The 25,548-nt window shown below is 62.8% G+C and carries 17 protein-coding genes; 12 read left to right on the forward strand and 5 right to left on the reverse strand.

What is annotated here, in order from left to right:
• Positions 1-3 precede the first annotated feature (3 nt).
• Positions 4-1,383 (forward strand): MFS transporter, encoded by a 1,380-nt coding sequence (locus tag AC3WOG_RS23540; RefSeq protein ID WP_492580332.1) that lies wholly within the window; start codon positions 4-6, stop codon positions 1,381-1,383.
• 445 nt (positions 1,384-1,828) lie between these two features.
• Here the strand turns inward: AC3WOG_RS23540 and AC3WOG_RS23545 are convergent, their stop codons facing one another.
• Positions 1,829-2,764: an electron transfer flavoprotein subunit alpha/FixB family protein gene (locus AC3WOG_RS23545; protein WP_492580333.1), complete on the reverse strand. Its 936-nt coding sequence runs from the start codon at positions 2,762-2,764 to the stop codon at positions 1,829-1,831.
• 22 nt (positions 2,765-2,786) lie between these two features.
• Positions 2,787-3,536, reverse strand: a complete 750-nt coding sequence (locus AC3WOG_RS23550) for an electron transfer flavoprotein subunit beta/FixA family protein (protein ID WP_492582420.1) — start codon at positions 3,534-3,536, stop codon at positions 2,787-2,789.
• A 172-nt stretch (positions 3,537-3,708) separates the two neighbouring features.
• Between AC3WOG_RS23550 and AC3WOG_RS23555 the strand changes: the two genes are divergently transcribed.
• The 10 genes from AC3WOG_RS23555 (at position 3,709) to AC3WOG_RS23600 (ending at position 20,566) form a co-directional block, all read left to right on the forward strand.
• Positions 3,709-4,596 (forward strand): LysR family transcriptional regulator, encoded by an 888-nt coding sequence (locus tag AC3WOG_RS23555; protein ID WP_492580334.1) that lies wholly within the window; start codon positions 3,709-3,711, stop codon positions 4,594-4,596.
• Between the two features lie 440 nt (positions 4,597-5,036).
• On the forward strand, positions 5,037-6,536 hold the full coding sequence (gene amaB, locus AC3WOG_RS23560) for an L-piperidine-6-carboxylate dehydrogenase (protein WP_492580335.1): 1,500 nt from the start codon (positions 5,037-5,039) through the stop codon (positions 6,534-6,536).
• A gap of 133 nt (positions 6,537-6,669) precedes the next feature.
• On the forward strand, positions 6,670-7,842 hold the full coding sequence (locus AC3WOG_RS23565; RefSeq protein ID WP_492580336.1) for an NAD(P)/FAD-dependent oxidoreductase: 1,173 nt from the start codon (positions 6,670-6,672) through the stop codon (positions 7,840-7,842).
• Between the two features lie 133 nt (positions 7,843-7,975).
• Complete coding sequence (locus AC3WOG_RS23570; RefSeq protein WP_492582421.1) at positions 7,976-9,172, forward strand: aminotransferase-like domain-containing protein; 1,197 nt, start codon at positions 7,976-7,978, stop codon at positions 9,170-9,172.
• Between the two features lie 467 nt (positions 9,173-9,639).
• The gene (locus AC3WOG_RS23575) at positions 9,640-11,448 is read left to right on the forward strand and encodes a DUF2138 domain-containing protein (RefSeq protein WP_492580337.1); all 1,809 of its coding nucleotides are present in this window, start codon (positions 9,640-9,642) and stop codon (positions 11,446-11,448) included.
• Between the two features lie 90 nt (positions 11,449-11,538).
• Complete coding sequence (locus AC3WOG_RS23580) at positions 11,539-12,249, forward strand: DUF1175 domain-containing protein (protein WP_492582422.1); 711 nt, start codon at positions 11,539-11,541, stop codon at positions 12,247-12,249.
• Positions 12,246-17,072 (forward strand): alpha-2-macroglobulin family protein, encoded by a 4,827-nt coding sequence (locus tag AC3WOG_RS23585; protein WP_492580338.1) that lies wholly within the window; start codon positions 12,246-12,248, stop codon positions 17,070-17,072. Before AC3WOG_RS23580 ends, AC3WOG_RS23585 begins: the two co-directional genes overlap by 4 nt.
• 11 nt (positions 17,073-17,083) lie before the next feature.
• Entirely contained in the window at positions 17,084-18,847 is a 1,764-nt protein-coding gene (locus AC3WOG_RS23590) for a DUF2300 domain-containing protein (protein WP_492580339.1), read from the forward strand.
• A gap of 110 nt (positions 18,848-18,957) precedes the next feature.
• Positions 18,958-19,737: a YfaP family protein gene (locus tag AC3WOG_RS23595; protein ID WP_492582423.1), complete on the forward strand. Its 780-nt coding sequence runs from the start codon at positions 18,958-18,960 to the stop codon at positions 19,735-19,737.
• Between the two features lie 22 nt (positions 19,738-19,759).
• Positions 19,760-20,566, forward strand: a complete 807-nt coding sequence (locus AC3WOG_RS23600) for a YfaP family protein (RefSeq protein WP_492580340.1) — start codon at positions 19,760-19,762, stop codon at positions 20,564-20,566.
• A 1,171-nt stretch (positions 20,567-21,737) separates the two neighbouring features.
• On the opposite strand, the gene AC3WOG_RS23605 is transcribed toward AC3WOG_RS23600, so the two are convergent.
• The 3 genes from AC3WOG_RS23605 to AC3WOG_RS23615 form a co-directional block, all read right to left on the reverse strand.
• Positions 21,738-22,244 carry a metal-dependent hydrolase gene (locus AC3WOG_RS23605; RefSeq protein ID WP_492580341.1) on the reverse strand — a complete coding sequence of 169 codons (507 nt, stop codon included), beginning with the start codon at positions 22,242-22,244 and terminating at the stop codon, positions 21,738-21,740.
• A 156-nt stretch (positions 22,245-22,400) separates the two neighbouring features.
• The gene (locus AC3WOG_RS23610; RefSeq protein WP_492580342.1) at positions 22,401-22,898 is read right to left on the reverse strand and encodes a hypothetical protein; all 498 of its coding nucleotides are present in this window, start codon (positions 22,896-22,898) and stop codon (positions 22,401-22,403) included.
• A gap of 148 nt (positions 22,899-23,046) precedes the next feature.
• On the reverse strand, positions 23,047-24,198 hold the full coding sequence (locus tag AC3WOG_RS23615; RefSeq protein WP_492580343.1) for a porin: 1,152 nt from the start codon (positions 24,196-24,198) through the stop codon (positions 23,047-23,049).
• Positions 24,199-24,825: 627 nt separating this feature from the next.
• On the opposite strand from AC3WOG_RS23615, the gene AC3WOG_RS23620 reads away from it, so the two are divergent.
• Entirely contained in the window at positions 24,826-25,362 is a 537-nt protein-coding gene (locus AC3WOG_RS23620) for a hypothetical protein (RefSeq protein ID WP_492580344.1), read from the forward strand.
• Positions 25,363-25,548: the final 186 nt, after the last annotated feature.

Raw genomic sequence — 25,548 nt, forward strand, 5'->3', positions numbered from 1 at the left:
AATTTGGCAACCGTTAATTCCGGCGCGCGGCTCGACCGCTTGCCTATCACCCGCTTCCACTGGAACATCCTCGGCCTGATCGGTGCGGGCGCCTTTCTCGATGCTTTCGATATCTATCTGGCCAACGGCGCGCTTGCGGCGATGGTCAAGAGCGGCTTTACCGATTTGCGGCTCGGCTCGTTTTTCATCTCGGCAACGTTCATGGGCATGATGATCGGCGCGGGCTTGTCGGGCTATCTCGGCGATCGCTTCGGCAGGCGTTATTCGTATCAGGCGAACCTGGCGATCTTCGGCGTTGCTTCGATCGCCGCGTGTTTTGCACCGAACATCGACTGGTTGATCCTGCTGCGCTTCATCATGGGCATCGGGCTGGGCGCTGAGCTGGTGGTCGCGGCCGGCACGCTGTGCGAGTTCGTGCCGCCGGCGACGCGCGGCCGCTGGACATCGCTACTTGCCTTGATCATCAATTCCGGTTTGCTCGGTGCGACGGCGATTGGCTACTGGGTGATTCCGCATCTCGGCTGGCGTTATATGTTTGCGATTGCGGGGATCGGCGCGCTGATCGTCTGGTTCCTGCGTCATCGGATGCCGGAGTCGCCGCGCTGGCTGGAAACGGTCGGGCGGCTCGACGAGGCCGAGGCGACTGTCTCGGCGATCGAACGCCAGGTAGAAGCACGCGTGGGCAAGTTGCCGCCGGTGGCGCGCGTGGTGAGTCACGAGGTGCCGGCTGCACCGTTGTCGGCGCTGTTCGCGCGGGGGATGATTGGCCGCACGCTGGTGGCTGCGTTGACGTGTATGGCGATCAATATGTCGCTGTATGGGTTTGTCGCGTGGTTGCCGACGTTTTTCGTCAAGGAGGGGCTGACGATTGTGCAGTCTCTGGGGTTTGTGCTGCTGATGTCGTTTGGTGCGCCTGCCGGCGCTGTGGTTGGGTATCTTGTCACCGACCGGATTGGGCGGCGGAATGGGATTGTGCTTTTCTCGCTCGTGACGATCGTGCTTGGGTTTGTTTATGTGCAGATGAGGGCGCCGGCGGCTATTTCGGTGGTTGGGTTTGCTCTGGTGACGGCGATTTATACGGTTTGTACGCTTGGGTTGTTTGGGTATATCCCGGAGTTGTTTCCGACCGCGCATCGGTTGCGGGGGACCGGGATTGCCGGTACCTGTGGACGGGCGGCTTCGATGTCTACGCCGTATGTGGCCTTGCTTTTGTATACGCGCTTTGGCGTGACTGGCGTGTTGACTATGGTTGGTGGGGTTTTGCTTTTGCTTAGTATCGCTATTCTCGCTTTGCGGATCGAGACTAGTCAGCAGACGCTTGAGGATATCTCTCCGGATGTCGATGCTGCGCAGAGTGGGGGATTGGTGGAGAGATCGATATAAGGTTTTTTTCGCCTTTGGCGGCGGCATGGGTTGTTGTGCCTACGGTGTTGGGTTTTTCTTTTGTTATTGGTTTATTAGCGTTCCCCCTGTGCGGGGGGCACCTACTTTTCTTTGCCTGCCGCAAAGAAAAGTAGGCAAAAGAAAGCGGCTTTACACCGCCAGCTCTTAAGCGGGTCTCCTGGCTTGGAGGAGGCAGCGGAGCATCTGGAATCCGTGCCCTCGCACACTCCGCGCTTGTGACTAGGCAGTCATACTTCCGGCGGCGCTGCGCGCGCCGTGGCGGTACTTCATCAAACCGCCAGGCGGTTTGGGCGCCTGCGCCTGGTATCCGTGTTCTCGTACATTCGGACTTGGTGACAAGGCAGTCATTCTTCCCGCCTCGCACCGCGTGCTCGTCGGAACGGTCCATCAGGCGCGGCTAGCTCGCCGCGCCCCCCGCTTCGTTTCAGGCTACTTCGCCTACAAGTTCCGGCACGACCGTGAACAGGTCGCCCACCAGACCGTAATCGGCCACGCTGAAAATCGGCGCTTCCGGGTCCTTGTTGATCGCCACGATGACCTTCGAGTCCTTCATGCCGGCCAGATGCTGGATTGCACCCGAGATGCCCACTGCCACATACAGTTGCGGCGCGACGATCTTGCCGGTTTGTCCCACCTGATAGTCGTTCGGCACGAAGCCTGCATCCACTGCCGCGCGCGATGCGCCCAGTGCGGCGTTCAGCTTGTCCGCCAGCGGTTCCAGAACCCTGGTGTAGTTCTCGCCGTTGCCCAGCCCCCGGCCACCCGACACGATGATCTTCGCCGACGTCAGTTCCGGACGGTCCAGCTTCGTCACTTCACGGCTCACGAACTGCGTGATGCCTGCGTCCGCTGCCGCTTCGATCTTCTCCACCGTTGCGCTGCCGCCTTCGGCCGCGACCGCGTCAAAACCCGTCGTGCGGACCGTGATGACCTTGATCGGATCTTGAGATTGAACCGTTGCGATCGCGTTACCGGCGTAGATCGGACGTTCGAACGTGTCCGCCGAATCCACTGCCGTGATGTCGCTGATCTGCGCGACGTCGAGCTTCGCGGCGATACGCGGCGCGATGTTCTTGCCGTATGCGGTGGCCGGCGCGAGGATGTGCGAGTAATCCTGCGCAATGTTCATCACCGTCGCTTCGACGTTTTCTGCGAGGCCCGCTTCAAGTTGCGGCGCGTCAGCGAGCAGCACCTTCGAAACCCCTGCAATCTTCGCCGCGGCATCGGCCGCCGCCTGTGCGTTGTGACCTGCCACCAGCACGTGAATGTCGCCGCCAATCTTCTGCGCGGCTGCAATCGTGTTCAGTGTCGCGGCCTTGATCGACGCACTGTCGTGTTCTGCAATTACCAGATTCGTCATTTGCTCTGTCTCCGCGTATTACTTAAAGCACCTTGGCTTCGGTCTTCAGCTTCTCGACCAGCGTCTTCACATCCGGCACCATCACACCGGCGGAGCGCTTCGGCGGCTCGGCGACTTTCAGCGTCTTCAGGCGCGGCGCGACGTCGACACCCAGGTCTTCCGGCTTGATGACTTCCAGCGGCTTCTTCTTCGCCTTCATGATGTTCGGCAGCGTGACGTAGCGCGGCTCGTTCAGACGCAGGTCGGTGGTGACTACGGCGGGAAGCTTCAGCGACAGCGTTTCGGCGCCGCCGTCCACTTCACGCGACACGGTTGCCTTGCCGTCCGCGACGACAACCTTCGAGGCAAACGTCGCCTGCGGCAGATTAGCCAGCGCAGCGAGCATCTGGCCGGTCTGGTTCGAATCGTCGTCGATCGCCTGCTTGCCCAGAATCACGAGCGAAGGCTGCTCCCTGTCGACCAGCGCCTTGAGCAGCTTGGCGACCGCCAGCGGCTGCAGCTCTTCGTTCGATTCGATCAGGATCGCGCGGTCCGCGCCGATCGCCAGCGCCGTGCGCAGCGTTTCCTGCGATTGCGCGACACCCGCCGACACGGCGATCACTTCGGTCGCCACGCCCGCTTCCTTCAGACGAACCGCCTCTTCCACCGCGATTTCGTCGAACGGATTCATCGACATCTTCACGTTCGCGATGTCGACGCCCGTGCCGTCCGACTTCACCCGGACTTTCACGTTGTAATCGACCACTCTCTTGACTGGCACCAGAATCTTCAACACTGCCTCCCCAAAATAAAGCGCTTTCATCAAACCGAAGCGCGAATCGGTTCACTCTGACAGAGTCGGCGCCCGCAGGGAATTCGGCTTTTTCGAACGCGTGCTTCGCGCCCGGTTAAGATTGGCCTTTGCATTGCGAGCGTCCATTGGCGCTTCATCTCTGGCTTTCATCATGCATTTCGATTTCGTGGATTTGCGCTTGCTCCTCAACATCGCCGACACGCAGAATCTCGCGCGCGCGGCGGAGCGGTCGCATCTGTCGGCGCCGGCGGCGAGCAACCGGGTCAAGAATCTCGAAGAGCAGCTCGGCTTCAAGCTGCTCTATCGAACCAGCCAGGGCGTGACGCTCACGCCCGCCGGCGAAGCCTTCGTACATCATGCGCGGCTCGTGCTCGAACGGGTCGAGCATCTGGCCGGCGACATGCAGGAGTACGGCGAAGGTATCAAGGGCCACGTGCGCATCTGGGCCAATACCACCGCGATCAGCGAGTTTCTGCCCGCCGTGCTGAGCCACTTTCTGCGGGACCATCCGGACGTCAACATCGATCTGCGCGAAGTGCTGAGCGGTGAAATCGTCAAAGGGGTGGCGGATAGCGCGACGGATATCGGTATCGTCGCGGGTAACGTGCACGCGGAACATCTGGAAATGCTGCCGTATCGCGACGATCGGCTGGTGCTGGTCACCTCATCCGATCATGCGCTGGCGAAGCAGTCCTCGGTTGATTTCGCGCAATTGCTCGACGCCAACTTCGTGAGCCTGCCCACGTCCAGCGCAATCCACGCATTTGTCACCAGCGCCGCCGACGCACTCGGCGCTCGTCTGAAGCTGCGTATTCAGGTGGGCAACTTCGAGGCGGCGTGCCGGATGATCGAGGCGGGGGTGGGCATCGGCATCGTGCCGGAGTCAGTCGCGCTGCGTCACAAGAAGACGATGCAGATCGCCATCGTCGCGCTCAATGACGCGTGGGCCGAACGCAAGCTCAAGATATGCGTGCGCAGCGTGAAGGATTTGCCGCCGTTTGCCCGAGTGCTGGTCGACAGGCTGATGGCGGGCGTTTGAGGGCGCGGCAAAGGTGTGGGGGCACGGGAGATTGCGGTCTCCGCAAATAGTGTTTCGAGGCGATCGAACCGGTCGCGCCAGAAGGCGGCATAAAGACTCATCCAGTCGATCAACGGGGCCAGGCTTTGCGGGTCGGCGCGGTAGCAGACCGAGCGCCCTTGCATAGGGCGGCGCAGGCGCTCGTTCGGCTGTTCGTTGTGAAAGGCAGTTATTTCCAATAAGAAACGAGTGGGTTCGCAGCGAGGCGTCGCCGAAGCGTCGGCGACGGCGCGCCCGGCCGCCGTTCCGCGTTCGTGATCCGCATGGTCAACACAGGCTGACACGGCCTGGAAGCGTGATTCGGCCGTCAGCCCCGGGCAAATACCCTTGCCGCCACAAAAACCCGCGTGTATAGTTTCCGAACTTACTCTTGTTTCGCATTGGAAATTAAAGGGATTCTCATGGACGCTTCCACCATCCTCGCCGACCTCGGCATCGCCCACGCGGCGCAAGCCGGCGACATCGCGGTTCATTCGCCGATTACGGGCGAACTCATCGGCCGTGTGGCCAGCAACACGGTGGCAGAAGTCGACACGGCTCTCGCCAATGCGAAAGACGCCTACGCCGCGTGGCGCAACGTCCCGGCACCGCGCCGCGGCGAGCTGGTGCGCCTGCTCGGCAACCGTCTGCGCGAAAAGAAGCAGGCGCTCGGCAGCATCATCACGCTCGAAACCGGCAAGATCCTGCAGGAAGGCATGGGCGAAGTGCAGGAAATGATCGACATCTGCGACTTCGCCGTCGGTCTGTCGCGTCAGCTGTACGGACTGACGATCGCCTCGGAGCGTCCGGGCCACCGGATGGCCGAAACCTGGCACCCGATGGGTACCTGCGTCGTGATCTCCGCGTTCAACTTCCCGGCGGCCGTGTGGTCGTGGAATGCGGCGCTCGCGCTGGTGTGCGGCAATGCGGTGATCTGGAAGCCGTCGGAAAAGACGCCGCTGACCGCGCTCGCCGTCAATCAGATTCTCAATGAGGCGCTGAAGGAATTCGGCGACGCACCGGCCGGCCTGACCGCGCTGATCAACGGCGGCCGCGATGTCGGCGCGAAGCTGGTGGCCGATCCGCGCGCGTCGATCGTCAGCGCGACGGGCAGCACGGAAATGGGCCGCACGGTCGGCGTGGAAGTAGCGAAGCGCTTTGGCCGCTCGCTGCTCGAACTCGGCGGCAACAATGCCGGTATCGTCACGCAAACCGCGGATCACGAACTCGCGATGCGCGGCATCCTGTTCTCGGCGGTGGGCACGGCAGGGCAGCGCTGCACGTCGCTGCGGCGTTTGTTTGTGCACGAGAGCGTCTATGACAAGACCATCGAGCGTCTGAAGCAGTTGTACAGCAAGGTGCCGATCGGCAATCCGCTCGAAAAGGGCACGCTGATGGGGCCGCTGATCGACAAGCAAGCGTATGCGCGCATGCAGGAAGCGTTGCAGCAGGCCACCGCCGAGGGCGGCAAGGTGTTCGGCGGCGAGCGTGTCGAAGTGAAGGGTTATGAAGGCGGTCATTACGTGCGTCCGGCACTCGTTGAAATGCCGTCGCAAACGTCGGTGGTGTTGAAGGAAACGTTCGCACCGATTCTCTACGTGTTGCGCTATTCGGATTTCGCGGACGCAGTCGAGGCGAACAATGCGGCGGTGCATGGTCTGTCGTCATGCGTGTTCACGACCGACCTGCGCGAAGCGGAGCGCTTCCTGTCCGACTCGGGCAGCGATTGCGGTATCGCTAACGTGAACATCGGACCGAGCGGCGCGGAAATCGGCGGCGCGTTCGGCGGCGAGAAGGAAACCGGCGGCGGCCGCGAGTCGGGCTCGGATGCGTGGAAGGCGTACATGCGCCGCGCGACCAACACGGTCAACTACTCGTCGGCATTGCCGCTCGCGCAGGGCATCGACTTCAATATCGGCTGACAGCGGTAGAGCCTTCAGCAGCTTCAGCAGAAAGCAGCGGCGCGTTCACGCGCCGCTGCGCACAACATCTCTTCAACAATCCGTTTGCGCCGCCCGCCGTTTCAGAGCGGCCACGCTACTCGTGGGGTAGGACGTGAGTTCCAAAGTCGTGATCGTCGGCGGTGGGGTGATCGGCAGCTCGATTGCGTATTTTCTGCGGGCGTCGGACCCGACGGTCAGCGTCACCGTGATCGAACGCGATCCGACTTATGCGCGCTCGTCGTCGGCGTTATCGGCGGCGTCGATTCGTCAGCAATTCTCCACGCCGCTTTCCATTCAGATGTCGCTGTTCGGCATCGAGTTTCTGCGCTCGATCGGCGAGCGGCTCGAGATCGACGGCGCGAAACCGTCGATCGATCTGCACGAAGGCGGCTACCTCTTTCTCGCGACGCCCGCCGGTGAGGCAACGCTGCGCGAGAATCACGCGCTGCAAAAAAGTCTGGGCGCCGATATCAGTCTGCTCGACAAAGCCGCATTGCAAGCGCGCTTTCCCTGGCTCAATACAGAAGACCTCGTGGCCGGCGCGTATGGCGAAAGCGGCGAAGGCTGGTTCGACGGTTACGGTCTCGTGCAGGCGCTGCGCAAAAAAGCGCAGGCGCTCGGCGCACGCTATGTCGCGGCCGACGTCACCGCGCTGCAGCGCGACGGCAAACGCGTCACGCAAGTGCAGACCGCGAGCGGCGAAACCTACCCATGCGACGTGGTGGTGAACGCCGCGGGCGCCTGGTCACGCAAAGTCGCGCAGATGGTCGGCATCGACCTTCCGGTGTTCGCGCGCCGCCGCAGTATTTTTAACGTCAGTTCGCCCGCGCGGCTCGAACGTTGTCCGCTGCTGATCGACCCGGCTGGCGTGTATTTCCGTCCTGAAGGCCAATCGTATATCTGCGGCACCTCGCCTTCAGCGGATAACGATCCCGACGACTTGCCGCTCGACGAAGTCGATCACGCGCTTTTCGACGAGGTGATCTGGCCGACGCTCGCGCATCGGGTGCCGCAATTCGAAGCGCTGCGCGTGCAGAACTGCTGGTCCGGCTATTACGAGTACAACGTGCTCGACCAGAACGCGATCATCGGCTATCACCCGGACGTCGATAACTGCATTTTCGCTAACGGCTTTAGTGGCCATGGTTTGCAGCAAGGCCCGGCAACCGGCCGCGGCGTCAGCGAATTAATTCTGCACGGCCGCTATACGACGCTCGATCTCGGCGCGCTCAGCTTTGCTCGCGTGCTCGAAAACCGGCCGATTGTGGAGAAGAACGTGGTCTAGGTACACTCGGGGCAGCACGCTGCAGATGATGCAGAAAACGCAATACGTAGTGCATAGATATCGTTTGCCGCGCACACGGACGATGGCCACAATCGACGCCGATCCTCCATCGACAGAGAAACGGCCCGTCACCATGTTCACGTTCAACCCCGTATTCGAAGCGCCAACCGGTTCGCCGATCCGCGAACTGTTCAAGTACCTGGCGCAACCCGGCATGATTTCGTTTGCCGGCGGCTATCCGGCAAGCGATCTGTTCGACCGCGAAGGGCTCGACGCCGCCGCGGCGCGTGCGTCGCAGCAGACCACGCTTTGCTTGCAATACGGCCCGACCGATGGGCTCGCCATCCTCAAGGACCAGCTCGCGCAATTGATGACACGTCGCGGCACGGCCTGCACGCCGCAGGAATTGCTCGTGACGACTGGTTCGCAACAAGGCTTCGATCTGCTGCTGCGCGTGATGGTCGCGCCGGGCGATGTCGTGTTGGTCGAACAACCGGCTTATCCGGCGACCTTGCAGGCGCTCAAGCTGCAACAGGCCGACGTGGTGACCGTGCCGGTCGATCAGGACGGACTCGACGTCGCTGCCCTCGCTGCGTTGCTCGAAGCGGGCACCCTGGCCCGGCCGCCAAAGCTGCTGTACACCGTGCCCACGTTTGCCAATCCGACCGGCGCGACCTTGTCGCTGGAACGGCGTACGGCGTTGTTAGAAGTGGCGGCACGCCGCCACTTCCTGATCGTTGAAGACGATCCCTATGGCGACCTGCGCTTCAGCCGCACGGCATTGCCGTCGCTGCTCGCGCTCTCCGAACAGGTGCCGGGCTCGCGCGACTGGGTGGTGCATTTTTCGAGTTTGTCGAAGATCGTCGCGCCCGGTTTGCGGGTGGGCTGGATGGTCGCGCATGCGGAAATTCTGCGCCGCTGCGTGGTCGCGAAGCAGACCGTCGACCTGTGCAGTTCGCCGTGGACCCAGGCGATCGCCGCTGAATACCTCGCGAGCGGCGCGCTGGAGCGTCATCTGCCACGGATCATCGACGCATACGCCGTGAAATGCCGCACGCTGTGCGACGCGCTCGACACGCACCTGCCCGGCGGCATCGCGTTTCATCGTCCAGGTGGCGGCATGTTCGTGTGGGCGCGACTGGCGGGTGGGCAAGATGCGTCCGATTATCTGCGCGCCTGTATCGAGCGCAACGTCATGTTCGTGCCGGGCGTCGCGTTCTATAAAGACAATATCGATGCAGCAGCGCTGCGGCTGTCATTCGCGGCGCCTGGCGTGGCCGATATTGAAACCGGCGTGCAACGAATGAAACAGGCGCTCGAACGCTTTTGACGGTGGCTAAAGCGTAATCTCAGCAAAGCGGTAACAGCGATACTGGAAATAGCCCGGCGCGCCATACAGTGCAGCCGGGCTTTTCTTATGCGCGCGGTTAATCGCGCCGATTTAGCATAAGCGTGCCAATCCGTTAATGCCGGACAAGGCCGCGCTATACTCCCTGGCTCGGCGCCTGCTCGAGCCAGGGGCACGCGCGCACTGCTTCGCTTATGGCCCGAACCGCTCACATGCCGGTTTAACTCAAACTGCCGCTTCAATTAGACGTGGTGGCTAATTGCTTAATCCGATGTGGACACAATTCCGCCATCAAACACCTGAAACATTGCCGACTGTTAAATGCGGATCGCCGCTGGTTTTTAACTAAAAATCTCAGGTATCATCGTTGCCTTCGGCGAATGATCCCTGCGAGTTAATCTCCGCAGCCATCATCGTTAATACCGTCGCATCGAACCAGAAAAAATCAGATGAAGATGTCGCGTAAAAAGATTGCAATCCTGGTAGTCGGTCTTCTGGTCGTGGCCGGCGTGATCATTCAGGCGGTCTGGCGTCCATTTGCTCATCGCAAAGCCGCCGAAACCGGTGAAGTCGTGCTCGATATTCATCACCCGGATGCGGTGATCGACAGCGAAGCGCTCTCGCGTTTGCCGCGCGACTTACTACGCGTGCCGCTGCTGCACGATGTGCTGACGCAAGACTTCATCGACTATTACGAGTCGAACAACACGCGGCTCTCCGCCGAGGGCGCGCTGCGGCGTCTTGCATTCGAACATCAACTCGACTGGCGCGACGAACTGATCCGCCGCGTGTTCGACGAGCCCGCGCATGTGCTGCTGTGGCGCTCGCCGGATGGGCGCCTCGGCTACTGGGTGATGTCGATGCGCCGTAACGGGCTGGCCAAGCTGCTGCAAGGCTTCGGCAACGTTGCCGCGAGCGATGCGCAGTTGAGCCAGGTCGCCAGGCTGTCCGGCGACGTGCCGGTCTACGCATTGAAGCTGGCGGTCGGCCGCACAATATTGTTCGCAACGAAAGACGATCGCCTCGTCGTGCTGTCCGCCCCCGGTGTGCTGCTCGACGCGAAGGGCGGCCTGCTGAGCGAGCGGGCCGACGCGGTGTCGGAGATGCTGTCCTCAGGCCGCGACGATGCGGCGCGCGTCTATCGACTGGACGCGCCGGGCGATGCACCGAAGGGGCACCGGCTGGTGGTGTCGGCCAATTACCTTTCATTCGGTTATCAGGCGTTTTTCTCCGGTATCGACGCGTTGCGATTCGACTTTTCGCCGAACGGCAGCGCGGCGGCGAGCTGGCAAACCGCCGCGCTGATCGAGCCGGACAAGTTGCCGCAGCAATGGAATAGCGCCGACTTGTGGCGCGCGTTGCCGGCCAATCCGGCGGCGTGCACGAGCTTGCCGGCGGACTGGAAGCAAGCGTCGGGTCTGTTGGCCAAGGTGGCCGACGCGGGTGCGCAAGGCGGCGCTGCGATCGGCGATCAGCTCGCCGGCCCGGCAGCCGTCTGCTGGTATGCGAAGTCCACGCTGGTCGCGCCGGTGTTCGTCGCTCGCGTGAAGACGCAGGACGCGGCGAGCATCGCCGCGCTGAAGACCGCGCTCGGCAAGACCTTTGGCGATGTGATCGGCGCGTATGAGGCGAAGGCCGCCAAATCCGGCGACGCTGGCGAAGACTATCGCCGCCTGCCGGTCACGACGCACGAGCAAGGCGCCGATGTCACCGTGTGGCAACGTCCGGTCAGCGCGCGTGCGGGCACGGCGCTGTCGAGCAAGGCGGCGTTCGCGTCGCAACTGTCGGCGGAACGGTATTTTCCGGTGACACTCGCGCTGGCGCACGGTTATCTGATCTTCTCTCCTGATGCGCGTCTGGTCGACGATACGCTCGCCGTGCTCGACAAGCGCTATCCGGCGCTCGCCGATACGCTCGCGCCGCAACGGCTGCCGCGCACGATTCTGACGCTGACACCTTCGTCCGCGGCTGCGCTGATCGAGCGCGAAGCGGGCGCGGCGTTGCCGGCCGATCAGGAGTCGGTGTTCCGCAACGCGTCGCGTACCCACCTCGTGCCGAAGCTGCATGCGCTCGCGCACTATCCGCCGGTTTCGTTGACGCTGCCGCAAGAGTTGCCGGGGTCGACGGGCTGGGTGCCGGTCGAGTGGTGGTTCGATCGCGCGAAGGCGGGCGCCGGGTCGGATGCCGGTGCGGCTGCGGGTGTGGCGGCGGGTGCAATAGATTCGCCAGCAGATCAGCCCGGCACCGAGGGCGACTAGGTGCGCCACCTTCACGTCCCCGACGTGGCGTTCGCGACGGATGCGCGCGTAGCGGTGCACGCGCCTGAGCGCGTACCCGCAGCGCATGCAATCGCCCACACGTACGAAACGCCTGCCGCCGCACGCCGCACGTGGCTCGCGCGCGCAGCCTCGGCGCTCGTCATGGCCAGCCTCGCGCCGTACGCAAATGCGCTCACCAGCACCACTGCCGCGCCCGATCCCGACGCGCTTTCACCGCAGCAATCGGCAGCCTTTCGCGCATGGTTCGTGCGCATCGTCGATCAGCAGATGCGGCGCGGCCCGACGCCGCGCTGGACGCAGCGCGATTGCGCGGGCCTCGTGCGCTTCGCTGTCGGCGAGACCCTCAAGCCGCACGACAGCAAGTGGCTGCGTGCCAACGGCATGACCAGTCTTGCGGACACCAGCAGCATGCCGCCCGAATTGCAGCTATCCGCGTCGCAACGCACGCTGTCGAATCGCTGGACCCAACTCGACGGTTCCACCGGCGCGTACGCGTCGGCAATCGCGCTGATCCAACGCAATAGCCGTTTTGTTTCGAAGGACGTCAACCAGGCGCTGCCCGGCGACCTGCTGTTCTTCGACCAGGGCGACGACCAGCATCTGATGATCTGGCTGGATCGCTACATCGCTTATCACACAGGCACCGTTACGCCGACCGATACCGGTCTGCGCGCCGTGGCCGTCTCCGACCTGATGCAATGGAAAGATTCCCGCTGGCAGCCGCTCGACGGCAATCCGAATTTCGTTGGCGTGTTTCGTTTGGACTTTCTGACACCATGACCCGAATGATTTCCGTCACCACTTCGAGCGGTTGGCCCGGCAACGCGCGCCGTCGCGCGGCCTTCACTGTGGCGGCGCTGCTCGCGGCCATGACGCTGGCCATCGCGCCGGCCTATGCCGACGACGCCGCGGCGAAGGACGGCGATGCCTCGGGCACCTCGGCCGATAGCAACATCGCCGCGAATCCCACACTGCAAGCGGCGCCGTCGAGCAATTTCGCTTCTCAGAAGGTCGATGGCCAGCCGTTCTTCCTGCTCTCGGACGCGAGCTTCGGCAGCGATCAGTTGGCGCAGGTGCGCCTCGAAGCGCCCGGCCGCGAATTCAAGGACGCGTTGCAGGCCTACGGCGGCGCGGACATCGTCGTGTATCGCGTGCCGAAGCCGCTGGACTTTCTGAAGGCGCAGAAGAATCTGCATCGGTTGAACGTCGCGCCGAATTATCAGGGCGAAGGACTCGCGAACACGCTGGCTTATCTGTGGGACCGCTGGCTCACCGAAGCGCGCCGTGCCTGGCAGCGCGTGCTGTCGTTCGCGACACGCAGCAAGGCGACCGAAGCCGCGCCGCAATTCAAGCTCGGCGAACAACCCGGCAGGCAGACGCAATTCCAGCAGAACGCGCAGTTCGCGCCGCTCAAGGGCTACGACCTGGTCGCGCGCTTTCGCTATCCGATCTGGGATGCGAAGGTGATCCAGCCGCCGAAGGGCGTGAATCTCGAAGGCAGCAGCAGTAACTTTATCGAAGCGAGTTCGGGCAACGTGATGATTCCGGTCGGCAAGCTGCCGCCGGGGCTGTATATCGTCGAAGCGGTGATCGGCAACTATCGTGCGCACGCGCTGCTGTTCGTGTCGGATACGGTTGCGGTCGTGAAGGCGGCGTCGAGCGGGATGCTCGTGTGGACCACGCGGCGCGATAACGGCAAGCCGGTGGCGAACACCGAAGTGAACTGGACCGACGGCGTCGGCGTGTTGCAAAGCGGCACCACCGGCGGCGACGGCGCGCTGGTGCTGCAACACGTGAGCCCCGAGCGCAGCTATGTGCTCGGCACCGATCCGCAAGGCGGCGTGTTCGTGTCGGAGAATTTCTATTACGACAGCGAGATCTACAACACGAAGATCTACGCGGTGACCGACCGTCCGATGTACCGGCCGGGCGATGCGGTGCATGTGAAGTTCATCGGCCGCACGTTCCGGAACGCGACGCAATCGTCCGCACCGGCCGATGCCGATATCAAGCTCGACGTGCTCGATCCGAACGGCGCGCCAGTGGCTAACAGCAAGGTGCATTTCGCGTCCGACACCGGCGCGGATACGTCGTTTGCGCTCCCCGCCGATGCCACCGCGGGCGGCTATACGCTGCGCTTCGACTACAACGGCGATATATACGGCAGCGCATTTCGCGTCGCCGAATATGTGAAGCCGCATTTCGACGTCAACTTGTCGATGGACAAAGCCGACTATGCGACGGGCGAGCAACTGAAGGGCAAGATCCAGTTGCGCTATCCGGATGGCAAGCCGGTGCGCGACAGCAAAGTCTCCGTCACGCTGCGCGCGCAGAAAGTCACGATTGTCGATGGCGAATTGCGTTATGCGGGGCTGTTCCCGGTCAAGCTCGAACAGCAGGAACTGACGACCGATAGCGACGGCAACGCGAGCCTCACGCTGCCGGCCGCCAAAGAGCCGAGCCGTTATGCGTTGACGCTGTTCGCGCAGGACGGTGCGGCCTACAAGGTGCGGGTAACGCGTGAAGTGCTGATCGCGCGTGGCGCGACGCCTTATCGTTTGTCGACGGCGAAGTCGTTCTCGCAACCGAAGGAAACGATCAACTTCGATCTGCAAGCGCTCGGTACGCTCGACCCTGCGTCGCGCGCGCCGGCCAGGTGGGAGTGGATCCGACTCGAATCGCAAACGCATGGCGAAGGCGCTTTGAAGGGCGCAACAGCCGGCGGCAAGCTGTCGTTCCCGGTGCAGTTCGACGAGCCGGGTTCGTACATGTTGTCGGTCAAGGACGACACGGGCAATCTGCTTGCCGCCGCGAGCCATTGGGTCGCGGGCGACGGCGTGAAGGCGATTCCGGGCAGCGTCGAGATCGTGTTCGATCGCGACAGGTACAAGATCGGCGACACCGCTGAAGCGCTAATCACCTTCCCGATGCCGGTCGACGATGCATTGCTGACCCTGGAGCGCGACAACGTCGAACGCCGCGCCTTGCTGACGGCAGGCGGCGACTGGCTGCAACTGCAACGCATCGCGCCGTCGCAATGGAAAGCGCGTATCAAGGTCGGCGAAGATTTCGCGCCGAACATGACGTTCTCGGTGCTGTACGTGCATGCCGGCGAATACGTGTTCCAGAATGCGGGTATCGTGGTCGCGCAGCCGCAGATCGAACTGAATGTGAAGAGCGACAAGCCGGTGTACGGTCCGGGCGATACGGTCACGCTGAACTTCGACAGCACGCTGAACGGCAAGCCGGAAACGGCGAACCTGACGGTCAGCGTGGTCGATGAAATGGTCTACGTGTTGCAGCCGGAAATCGCGCCGAACATCGTCGACTTTTTCTATCATCCGCGCCGCAACAATGTGCGGACCTCGTCGAGCCTGTCGTTCATCACGTACGATCTCGCGCGCTCGCCGTTGAAGGGTGCGCCGGGCGGCCCGCAACGCGCCAACTACAACGAACGCGGCGTGAAGGTGCTCGAACGGCCGCGCCGCGACGATCAGGACACGGCCGCGTGGGAAGGCAATCTGAAGACCGACGCGAACGGTCACGCGACGATGACCTTCAGGATGCCGGACTCGCTGGCGCGCTGGCGCGTCACCGTGCGCGCGGCGGCGCCGGACGGCATGGTCGGTCAGCGCACTGCGTACGTGCGTTCGGACAAGGCGCTGTATCTGAAGTGGAGCGGGCCGTCGCATTTCCGCGTCAACGATCAGCCGGCCATCGACATGATCGCCTTCAATCAGACCGGCGCGGACATGGACGCCGAGTGGGTGGTCGACGGCGGCGGTTTGTCGTTGAATCAGAAGGTCATGCTCAAGCGCGGCGCGAACTATCTGCGTCTGCCGAACGGCGCGCTGAAGGCCGGCGTGATCAACGCGACGTTGCGTCGTGCGGGTAAGGACGTGGATAGTTTGCAGACCACGATCCATCTCGATGCGAGCGGCTGGCTCGATCTGCATCAGAACACCGTCGCACTCGACGGTTCGAACAAGCCGCTCAATCTGCCGCAAGATGCGCAGGACGTCAGCGTGCGTTTCATCGGCAGTGCGGCGAGCGAATTCGCGCGCGTTGCCGACGATCTGATCAATTATCCGTACGGTTGCGCCGAGCAGACGTCGAGCCGCCTGATCCCGCTCGCGCTCGCACACGATGCCATCGGCCGCGGCGACAACGTCAGTTCGACGCAAGGGCTCGAAGCGCTGCTGCGCAATCAGCGGCAACGTCTGGCGATGCTGGCGGGCGTCGGCGGCACGTTCGGCTGGTGGGGCGATACGACCGGCGGCAGTGCGTTGATCACCGCCTACGCGTATTACGCGGACTGGCTCGCGAGCCGCAGCCTCGGGATTTCGCTGCCGGCCGACAACTGGCAGCATGCGATGGACGTCTATCGCGACGCGGGCGCGAAAGAGCCGTTGCTGCATCGCGCGCTGGCGCTGTGGTTCATGCAGCAGATGGGCTTGCCGGTCGCGACGCCGGTGTCGGGCGTCGCAGGTGACTTGCTGAGCGATGCGGCGGCATCGGCCAATGCAACGGCGCGTACGGGCAGGTACGGCGCGTCGGACAGCATCGTGTTCGCGCAAGCCGATTCGCCGCGCGGCAAGCAGATGGCGACGCTGCTGGTCGCCAATATGGCGCGCAGCACGAGCGCTCAATTGCCGGATGGTTTCGATGCGGCAGCCGGCGCTGCCCGTACCGCGTTGGCCAACGATCCCGCGCCGCTTGTGCAAAGCCTGCTGTACGTGACAGGTGGCGACGGCGGCACGGCGGTCGATGCATCGGCACTGCTCGCGAAAAGCAGCGCCGACTATCCGACGCTCGATCGCGCATTGACACTGCTGTGGGTGCGCAAGGCACTCGGCGGCGACACGGCGCCGGCATCGCTGCCGTCGCTGCAAGGCGCGGGCTGGACGCGTGCCGTGACGCCGACCGGCGCGCCGCTCTGGAAGTGGACCGGCGCCGCACGCTCCGGAGGAAGTCCCCTTGGGGGATTGCCGGCTTCGCTCGATGCCGGTGCTGCGCGCACCGACGTGAACGCGCTGGTCTCGTTCCGCAGTCATACCAGCGAGGACAGCCGGCTGAACATCACGGTGGAGCGCCGTTTCTACAAGCTGGAGCCGCTCGAAGTGAAAACCGATCCGAAGAAGGGCGGCACCGAAAGCCAACTGGGGCGCTCGGCGTTCACCGCGCGTCTCGTAAAGCCAGGCGATGCGATCGACAGCAATGCGCTGTACGTCGACGAAGTCATGCTCACGCCGCGCTCGGGCAACGCCTACCACTACGGTCTGCTCGATGTGCCGCTGCCGCCGGGCGGCAATGTCGAGGCGACCAGCTGGGGCGTCTCGATCGACGGTTTGCCAGGTGTGAAGGAAGGCGCCAGTGGTCCGCAGCCGTTCCAGCGCGTGGCATCGTATGAGATGGGTGAACTGGCTTATCACCAGCCGGTGCCTTTGCTCGATCGGCCGGTGACGCTGCGGCAACTGGTGCGCTTCGCGTTGCCGGGCACGTTTGCGTTGCCGCCCGCGCGCTACTTCCGCATGTATCAACCGGACGCGAAGGCGTTCGAAGGCGGCAAGAGCGATCGCGTGACGACCATGCGGATCCAGTAAGCGAGACCGCCATGTTCCCTGTTCTCCGGCGCACGCGCGATCGTCTGGCAGCCACGCTGCGGATTGCGCTCGCCGTGAGCATGGGCTGTGTGTCGATCGGCGGGGCGGCGCAGGGCGCCCAGGCGCCGGCGGCATCGTCCGCGCAGACACTGCGTTTTGCGTGGCTGCGCGACGGTCAGGCCCAACTCTGGCAGGGCAATGCCGATGGTACGCTCGACGGCAGTTCGCCGCAGTCCGCGCAGCCGTTGCCCGCATCATTGGAGACGCCGCTCGGCAGCGTGTGGAAGCTGTTTGTCTACGGTTATCTCGTGGACCGCAACATCGCCACGCCGGATTACACCTGCAGCGGCGGCGATCCTGAAGAGGTGTACTGCTGCATGACGGGCGGCCACGTCGACCGCGAGCATGCGCTGGTGCAATCGTGCGGCCGTTTCTTCGAGCCCGCGCGTTTGCAACTCGATGCCGCCGACTGGCGCAGGTATTGGACGGCCGCGCATGCGCCCGTCTGGCTGCGCGACCTTCACGCGATGACACCCACGCGCCGCGTGCCGGTCACCGACCTGCTCGCCGCCTTGCAGGCGATGCCCGCACGGCCGCGCGAAGCGGCGGCGAGCACGTTAGTGTCCGTGCTGACAAGCGGGCGCGGCGAGGGCACCGTGTCGCTATACGGCAGCGTGTTGCGCGCGAAGACATGGACGATGCCGGACCCGGCGCGGCCCGGCGCATCGATCGGCGGCGCGGCAGGCTGGCTTGCCGACGGCACGCCGGTATGGCTAGGCGGCTCAGGCGGAAGTGCGCGCGTGCTGGCGGCTGCCGCGCCGCGTATCGCGCCGCTGCTCATGCAAGTCGCCGTGCCGGACGACACCGCCTGCGTACTGGTCGATTTCTTCAGCCGCTATCCGATTCGCCAGGTGTTGGGCGACAAGGGCTCGGCAGCGGTGCCGGATGGCCCGCTGCGTGGCAACTTCCGGATCGGCTTCGCCAATGGCAACTGGGCGCGCGTGGAAAGCCATGGCGAACTAATGCTCGATCGCGACGCCGCAGGTGCGCCGCAAGTGATCGGCCGCTTTGGTCTGAATGACTATGTCGCGCGGGTGGTCGAGCGCGAAGGCGACACGAGCCAGCCGGAAGCCGCCAAGGCTTTGGCCGTGGCGGCGCGCACGTATGTCGTACAGCACGGCGAGCACGATCACGGATGCTTCCGGATCGACGACAGCAGCAACACGCAGCGCGTTCTGCCGCGCGCGCCCACCGCCGCGGCGCGCCGTGCGGCCGATCTGACCGACGCGCTGGTGCTGACCGGTGTGCCGGTTCAGTATCACCACGACAAGGCCGCGCCGGGCCAGATGAGCTGGCTGGCCGCGAAGGCTTCCGCGCAAACCGGCCTCGCCTTCGACGCAATCCTCGCGCGCACCTGGCCGCAAGCGACACTGACTTCGTTCGAGAGCCCTTTGGCCGGCGATTGCATCGCAGTGGCCGGCGCGCGGGAATGGCTGCAACGCAACGCGCCGTTGTGGGCGCGGCGCATGGACCGCGCCGCGGGCTACGAGACGCCGGATCTGCCGGCCGTGTGCGCGGTGCGCGAAGGGCGGCCGTATGCGGATGCGCAGCGCAATCGCGTGTACGTGTACCGGCTGCAAACCGAAGAGGACCGCATCGCGCTCGCGCATGAGTACATTCACCTCGCGTTTCAGCATCATCCGCGCGGCCTCGATGAGGCGTTTGTAGAACGCGCCGCGCGCACGCTGATCCGCACTGACAATTCGATCCAATGAAACACGCCTCGGGTTCGCCTTCATCGTTGTTCTGCATGCCGCTTCCTGTGCGTGCCGTTCGCGCTTGCGCGCCGCTTGGGCGTGCGCTGCCTCTGGCCGCGGCTGCGCTGATGGCGTGCACGGCGACGAACGTGCGGGCCGCCGGAGCGGATGGCGCGGTAGCCGATCTGACTGGCGCATTCGGCGGCTGGCGCCATAGCGGGTTGACCAACGAAGGCGAGCACTTCGTCGCTGCGTATCCGCGGCCCCCGGTCGATCGCGGCGCGCAGCGCTATCGCACGCTGATCGAAGGTCGCCTGAAACACATCGACAAACGTGCGCGCAAGCCGCCGACGCTCGTCGTCAACGGCAATCCCACGCCGCTCTATACCGACGACGAAGGCGCGTTCGCACGCCCATGGGCTTTCGGCGCGGGCTCGAACAGCATCGAGCTGATCACCGCCGACGGCAAACAGCGCCAGCGCATGCAGTTCTACGAGGCTGACCGAAGCAAGCCGCAGGCGAAGCTGCGCGCGATCGTCACATGGGATGATCCGAAGGCGCAAGTCGATCTGCATGTGATAACGCCGGGTGGTTTGCACGCTTTCTTCGCCAATCCGACGCTGGAAGACGGTAGCGGATTCGACGTCGATTCAGTGGATGGCGCCGGGCCGGGGATTTTTTCGTCGGCGGCGCCCGAGCACGGCACGTGGCTGTTCTTTCTGAATTACTGGGGCAACTTCGATTCGACCGGCTACAACTTCGCCGCCGCCGCGCACGAGCGCGACGTGATTACCGCGACGCTGACGCTGGTGTTCAACGAGAATACGCCGAACGAACGGCGCGAAACGATGGTCGTGCCGCTGCGCAAGATCGGCGACCTGATGCTCGTGAAGAGCGAGCGACTCTGAAGGCGGGATGGGAGCAGTGACGATGAAGGTCAAGACGACGCGGTGGATGAAGGCTGGCTGGAGGTTGCTCGCCGTCGCCTGTTTGCAGGCCGCGCTGCACGTACAGTCGGCGCAGGCGAGCGATATCGACTTCGCCGCGCCGTTGAACGGCTGGCGCAACACCAGCGGCGACAGCGAGCGTTATACGCAGGACGTGCATTACCCGGCGGTGTCCGTAGCGACGCCGGAAGGTCAGTCGAAGTTCGCGCTGATCGAAGGGCAGATCCGCCACGCGCCGAAGAAGAAGGGCACCACGGTGGGCACGCTGGTGGTCGACGGTACGCCGCTGCCGCAGCGTGTGGAGGAGGACGGCAAGTTTTCGCGGCCGTACGCGTTTCCCGCGGGGAGTAACGGCGTTGAATTGCGCGCGCCGGACGGCACTCGAAAGCGCGTGCAGTTCTACGATGCTTATAGCGGCAAGACCCAGCCGAAATTGCGGATTGTGCTCGCTTGGGACACCGACGGCACCGACCTCGATTTGCACGTTGTATCGCCCGATGGTGTGCACACGTGGTACGGAGATCGGGTCGCGCCGAATGGCGGCGCGCTCGATGTGGATGTGACCACCGGGTACGGGCCGGAGATTTATTCGTCGGCTGCGCCGTTGCATGGCACTTATCTGGTTTATGTGAACTACTACGGTAACGGGAATAGCGGCGCCGATATCACCGTCGCACAGGTTACTATCATCACGAATGAAAATACGCCGAATGAAAAGAGCGAGACGATTCGGGCGCCAATGAGGAAGCCGGGTGAGCTGACGCTCGTGAAGACGTTTGTATTGCCATAACGTGTTGTCGCTCCGGTCGATTTGAGCGATAGACGCGCTGTGATTCGAGCGGCGGACTCACCGCGATTTCGACCTGTAGACTCGCTGTGGGCAGAGGGTGGAATCTGAATGCGGTCAATCACTTGCGTGACTCGTGCGCAGGATATCCACAGGCTTGCGAACAGTTTCTGTGGACAAGTCCACAATGGAGATTTTGGTTTTTTTGCCTTTGATGTTGGTGTTGTTCTGTGTGCCTACGGCGTTGGCCTTTCCTTGCTTTCTTTTTGGTTTATTAGCGTTCCCCCTGTGCGGGGGGCACCTACTTTTCTTTGCCTGCCGCAAAGAAAAGTAGGCAAAAGAAAGCGGCTTTACACCGCCAGCGCTTAAGCGGGTCCCCTGGCTTGGAGGAGGTAGTGGAGCATCTGGAATCGGTGTTCCCGCACACTCCGCGCTGGTGACAAGGCCGTCATACTTCCGGCGGCGCTGCGCGCGCCGACGCGGTACTTCACAAAACCGTCGGGTGCTTCTGGCGCCTGTGGTTGTACAGGCGCCATGGCTTGTGTTTGCTGTGCTAGCGTAACTCGCGACTGCGTTTCGTTCGGCACTTTTTCGATGCCTGTGGTGGCTCGCACTCACGTCCCTAGTGCCTCGTCGAGGCGCTAGCGTTTCGCTGGGAGTGGTAGCTCGGACTCGTACACTTGGGCGCCTCGCCGAGGCAAAGCCGATGGCTCTCACCGAACCAAAGCGAAGCCCCTGGTTTCTCTGGCAGACCGTTCCGGCGAGCACGCAGTGCGAGGCGGGAAGAATGACGCGGGAAGCGCATACGCCCCATCGGTTTTGAGAAGTACCGCCACGGCGCGCGTAGCGCCGCCGGAAGAATGACTGCCTTGTCACTCACGCGGAGTGTGCGAGAACACTGATTCCAGATGCTCCACTGCCTCCTCCAAGCCAGGGGACCCGCTTAAGAGCTGGCGGTGTAAAGCCGCTTTCTTTTGCCTACTTTTCTTTGCGGCAGGCAAAGAAAAGTAGGTGCCCCCCCGCACAGGGGGAACGCTAATAAACCAAAAAGAAGAGAAAAAGCCAACGCCGTAGGCACACACACTTAAAGCGCCGAGCAGGCAAACAGACCAAGAAAAGGCCACCACCGTAGGCACCCAACCCATGCCGCCGCCAAAGGCAAAAACCAAACCATCTATCCCATTTTCAAATGCCGCAGCAACGAAAACCCATGCAACCAGAAATGCTCGCCGACAAACCAGGCGGCAACCCACGAAGCGGCAACAACAATCAAATCGCAGTGCCCGCTATTCCACAAATTCAACGAATGACGCCCGGCAACCCACGGCACGCCGAGCGGATTCGGCCAATCAGCAAGCAAATGCATCAACCCACCGCAGGCAAACCCAAAAGCCGGCGCAGCAAATACCGAATGCCCAAGCCAGTGATAAGAAAAAGCCAGCAGCGCCAGCCAGCCAACCCCCCAATGCGTCAGCGTTCGATGCGTAATCCACAGCCGCCGCGCCCGCGACCACCAGGCCACTTCGAGCCAGTCCGGCGCCGTGCTCCCCGCCACACCGGCAACGAAACTCAACAGCACGCCGATATGAAACAACCCGCCGCCGCCCGTGCGCGCAACGATAGCCGCCGCGATGACGCCGGCCGCAAAACCAGTAGCGTGATGTGCTTTATTGGATGCCATCGAAGCTCGCGACGCAACGCGCCGCATGAAAGATAAAGGGCGGCTATGTTCGCAGATGCACGCGTAAAAAAATAGCCGAAGCGCGACTTCAAAAAACCACGCTCCGGCGCGAGCGGTACACGACGAACAGCGCTGCAAAACAGCGCGGCAAAAACCTCAGGTCGCGCAACGCGCAATATCGAAGCGCATTTCCGGTTCCGGTGGATCGTCCGGTGCATTCGCCGGGCGCGTCACCTTGATGACCGAGCCGGCGTTCAACGGCGTCAGCGTGACGAAATATGAGTTGTTCGAATCCGAGCCGACCGCGATTTCAGTCGCGCCGCCGGCACGCGACATGCGCACGCGCGACAAGCGGTCCTGGAGGCAATCGGCGATATCGGCAGGCGCGCGCCGCGAAGACACATACATCATCGGCTGGGACGCATCGCTGGCGGGGCCGCCGGAAGAACCGCAGGCGGCGAGTAGAACAACGGGAGCAAGCAGGAGGAGTTTTTTCATGGTCCGATCGTCGGCGTCCCCGGTCGTGCACGGGAACTTGGGGCGCGGGCGAAGCGCGACGAGATTCACCGTAACGCCATGCTTCGCGACGAAGCCGCCGTTCAGCCGCAACGACTTCGCGGCGAGGAAGGCAGCCGCGCCCAGTATACCCACCACGCGCTTGCGCCGCAGCTACCACAAGGTGTCGAAACGTAACGTGTCGATACCTAAGTCCCATGAAAAAACCCGCACGTGATCGTGTCACGCGCGGGTTGGATTGCAAACCGGATCGGTACATCCGGCCTGCACGTACCACCTGAAAAACCTAGAAGCGGTGACGCAGGCCGACAGCCGCGGCAACCTGGTTGCCGGTCGACGACGGCGCGAGCGTGTTGATCGCCGCGACGTTCGAGCCGAAGTTGCCGAGTTGGCCCGATGCGTGCTGGTACACGCCTTCCAGGTACACGTCGGTACGCTTGCTCAGCGAGTAGTCGCCTTGCAGCGACACCGTGTGCCACTTCGGATCACCCGAGCCGTTCGAACCCGACATCTTGCCGTCGGTGAACGTGTACGAAGCCGCGAGACTCAGAGCCGGTGTCAACGCATAGCGGCCGTTCAGCTCGTAGTTGTCCAGGTGCAGGTTCGTCCCCGCCACGCCAGGCAGCGTCGTGCCGCCGACGTCCACGCCGGTGATGCCGTCCAGTTGCGTATGCGTGTACACGAAGCCAGCGGTTGCCGGGCCATACGAGTAGTTGATACCCGCGCCGAACGTGCGTTGCAGGTTGGCCGCGACAGCCGCGGTGCCGTCGCCTTGCGACACGGCGCCGCTCAGGTTGGAGCTGCCCGACTTGTTCAGTTGCAGGTAAGCGGCCGCAACGCTCAACGGGCCGTTGTCATACGAAGCACCGGCGCTCCACGCGCGGTTGTTCGAGAACTGGCCGGCCGAGTTGCTGAAGCCGTACAGGCCACCGAACTTGAGGCCGGCGTAATTCGCGCTCGTGTACTTCACGGCGTTCTTGATCGAGAACGAGTTGTCCAGATTGTCGTTATCGAACGGGTGAGCGGCCAGGTTGTTGCCGTAGCCCGCGCCGGCTTCCGACAGCGGCGCGAGGAAGTCGACCACGGAGTCATACTGGCGGCCGAGCGTCAGCGCGCCGTACTGGTCGCTCTTCAAGCCGACGAAAGCCTGACGATTGAACATCGTGCTGCTTTCCGAGTACTGGCCGTTGTTCAGATTGAAACCGTTTTCCAACGTGAAGATCGCATGCAGACCGCCACCAAGGTCTTCACTGCCGCGCAGGCCGAAGTAGGTATTCGACACCGAACCGCTACCTTGCTGCCAGTTGCTGTGGCCGCCCTGGTTGTTCGAGTAGACGAGACCGGCGTCCAGCGTGCCGTACAACGTGACGCTGCTTTGCGCGTGAGCGGTGACGGCAAACGCGCCCATGATGCCCGCGACGATGAGGGTTTTTTTCATGTTTGGTAACTCCGAAACAGTGCATTAGAGAATCGCATTTCAGTGCTCACCGCCGATCCCGCCGGCAGCCTGGCGATCCGCTGCGAAGTGTATTCTTGCCATTCATATCTTTAAGCGCATATGGCGCAATAATGAATTGGCGAATGCGGAATAGAGAATTTGAATTGTGTAAGTGCGGGTAAATAAAGAAAAAATATGTTTGAGCCGCCTTTTGCGAGTGGCTTGTCAATCTTGCTGGTGTTGCTCGATCGCGACGGCCTTGTTGCGCTTTGTCCTGCATGGATTGGGGCGTAATATTTCACAATGTACGATTCCCCCGTTTTTCTGCAATGCACTCTTCCAATTCGTGTGGTCTTTCTCTGCGACATCCGGTTCTACAATTCACCTCACCCTTTGACCAAGGGTGTCTTTTTCATCTTTCTATACGCGGCTTTCGAGCCGCGTTTTTTTCATCTTTTTATAATTGATTTATAAGTTCCAACAAAGAGGCGAAATAGATTATTTCGATTAACGGTGTTCTCTTCTGGACTTGTCCGTTCGTCATAGCGCCGCGTTCGGCGCGTGCGGGGCGGGTAGAATCGCGTGCTTGAGATGTGCTTTAGCCCCGCGACCGTGAGTGAACCTGCAATGACCGATACACCCCTTCCTTCGTCCGACACCGCTGCCGATTCCACGACGGAAGGCTCGTCTGAAATGCCCGAAACCCAGCACGAAGCGCGTCTGTGGCGCGACGATGGCTGGACCGCGCGCGTCATCAAGAACGAGGACGACGACGGCTGGGCCGTCGAAATGATCAAGGACGGCGAGCCGGAACCGGCGCTCGTCGGCCCGTGGACCATGGGCCGCAACAAGAAAGATCCGAAGCCGCTCGACACGTCGGCGTTCAACACGCTCGTGAAAACCGCGTCGGAAGTGCTGCGCCGTCATGAGCAGCAATTGCGCGCGCAGTTACATAAAGAGGTGCGGGTGGCCAGCGCCAACGGCGACGACGAACTCGACATCACGCTGGATATCGTCCCCGATGAAGACGAGCCGTACGCGCTGCTGACCGCGCTCGACGCCTTCGGCGAACAGCTCGCGCAAGTGCAGGTCGCGCCGAACTTCAAGCTCAGCAAGGCAAGCGCCGCTGCGTGGGTCGAAAACGAGTTTCGCCGGCCGGGCTAATCCGGCGCATCGGTGGGGTACCTGACGGCGGATCCGGTGGGGATCAAGTTGTAGCGGGAGAGTGGGGCGGTGCGTGCGGCATAGGCTCGCGGAGCACTCGCCAGAAACAGGTGAGGCCCCACGTGGGGGCCTCATCACTTCGCGGGCGCTTGTGTCGTGAATCCTCGCCGGCTTGACAGCCAACCG

The organism is Paraburkholderia sp. FW306-02-B, from assembly GCF_058782725.1.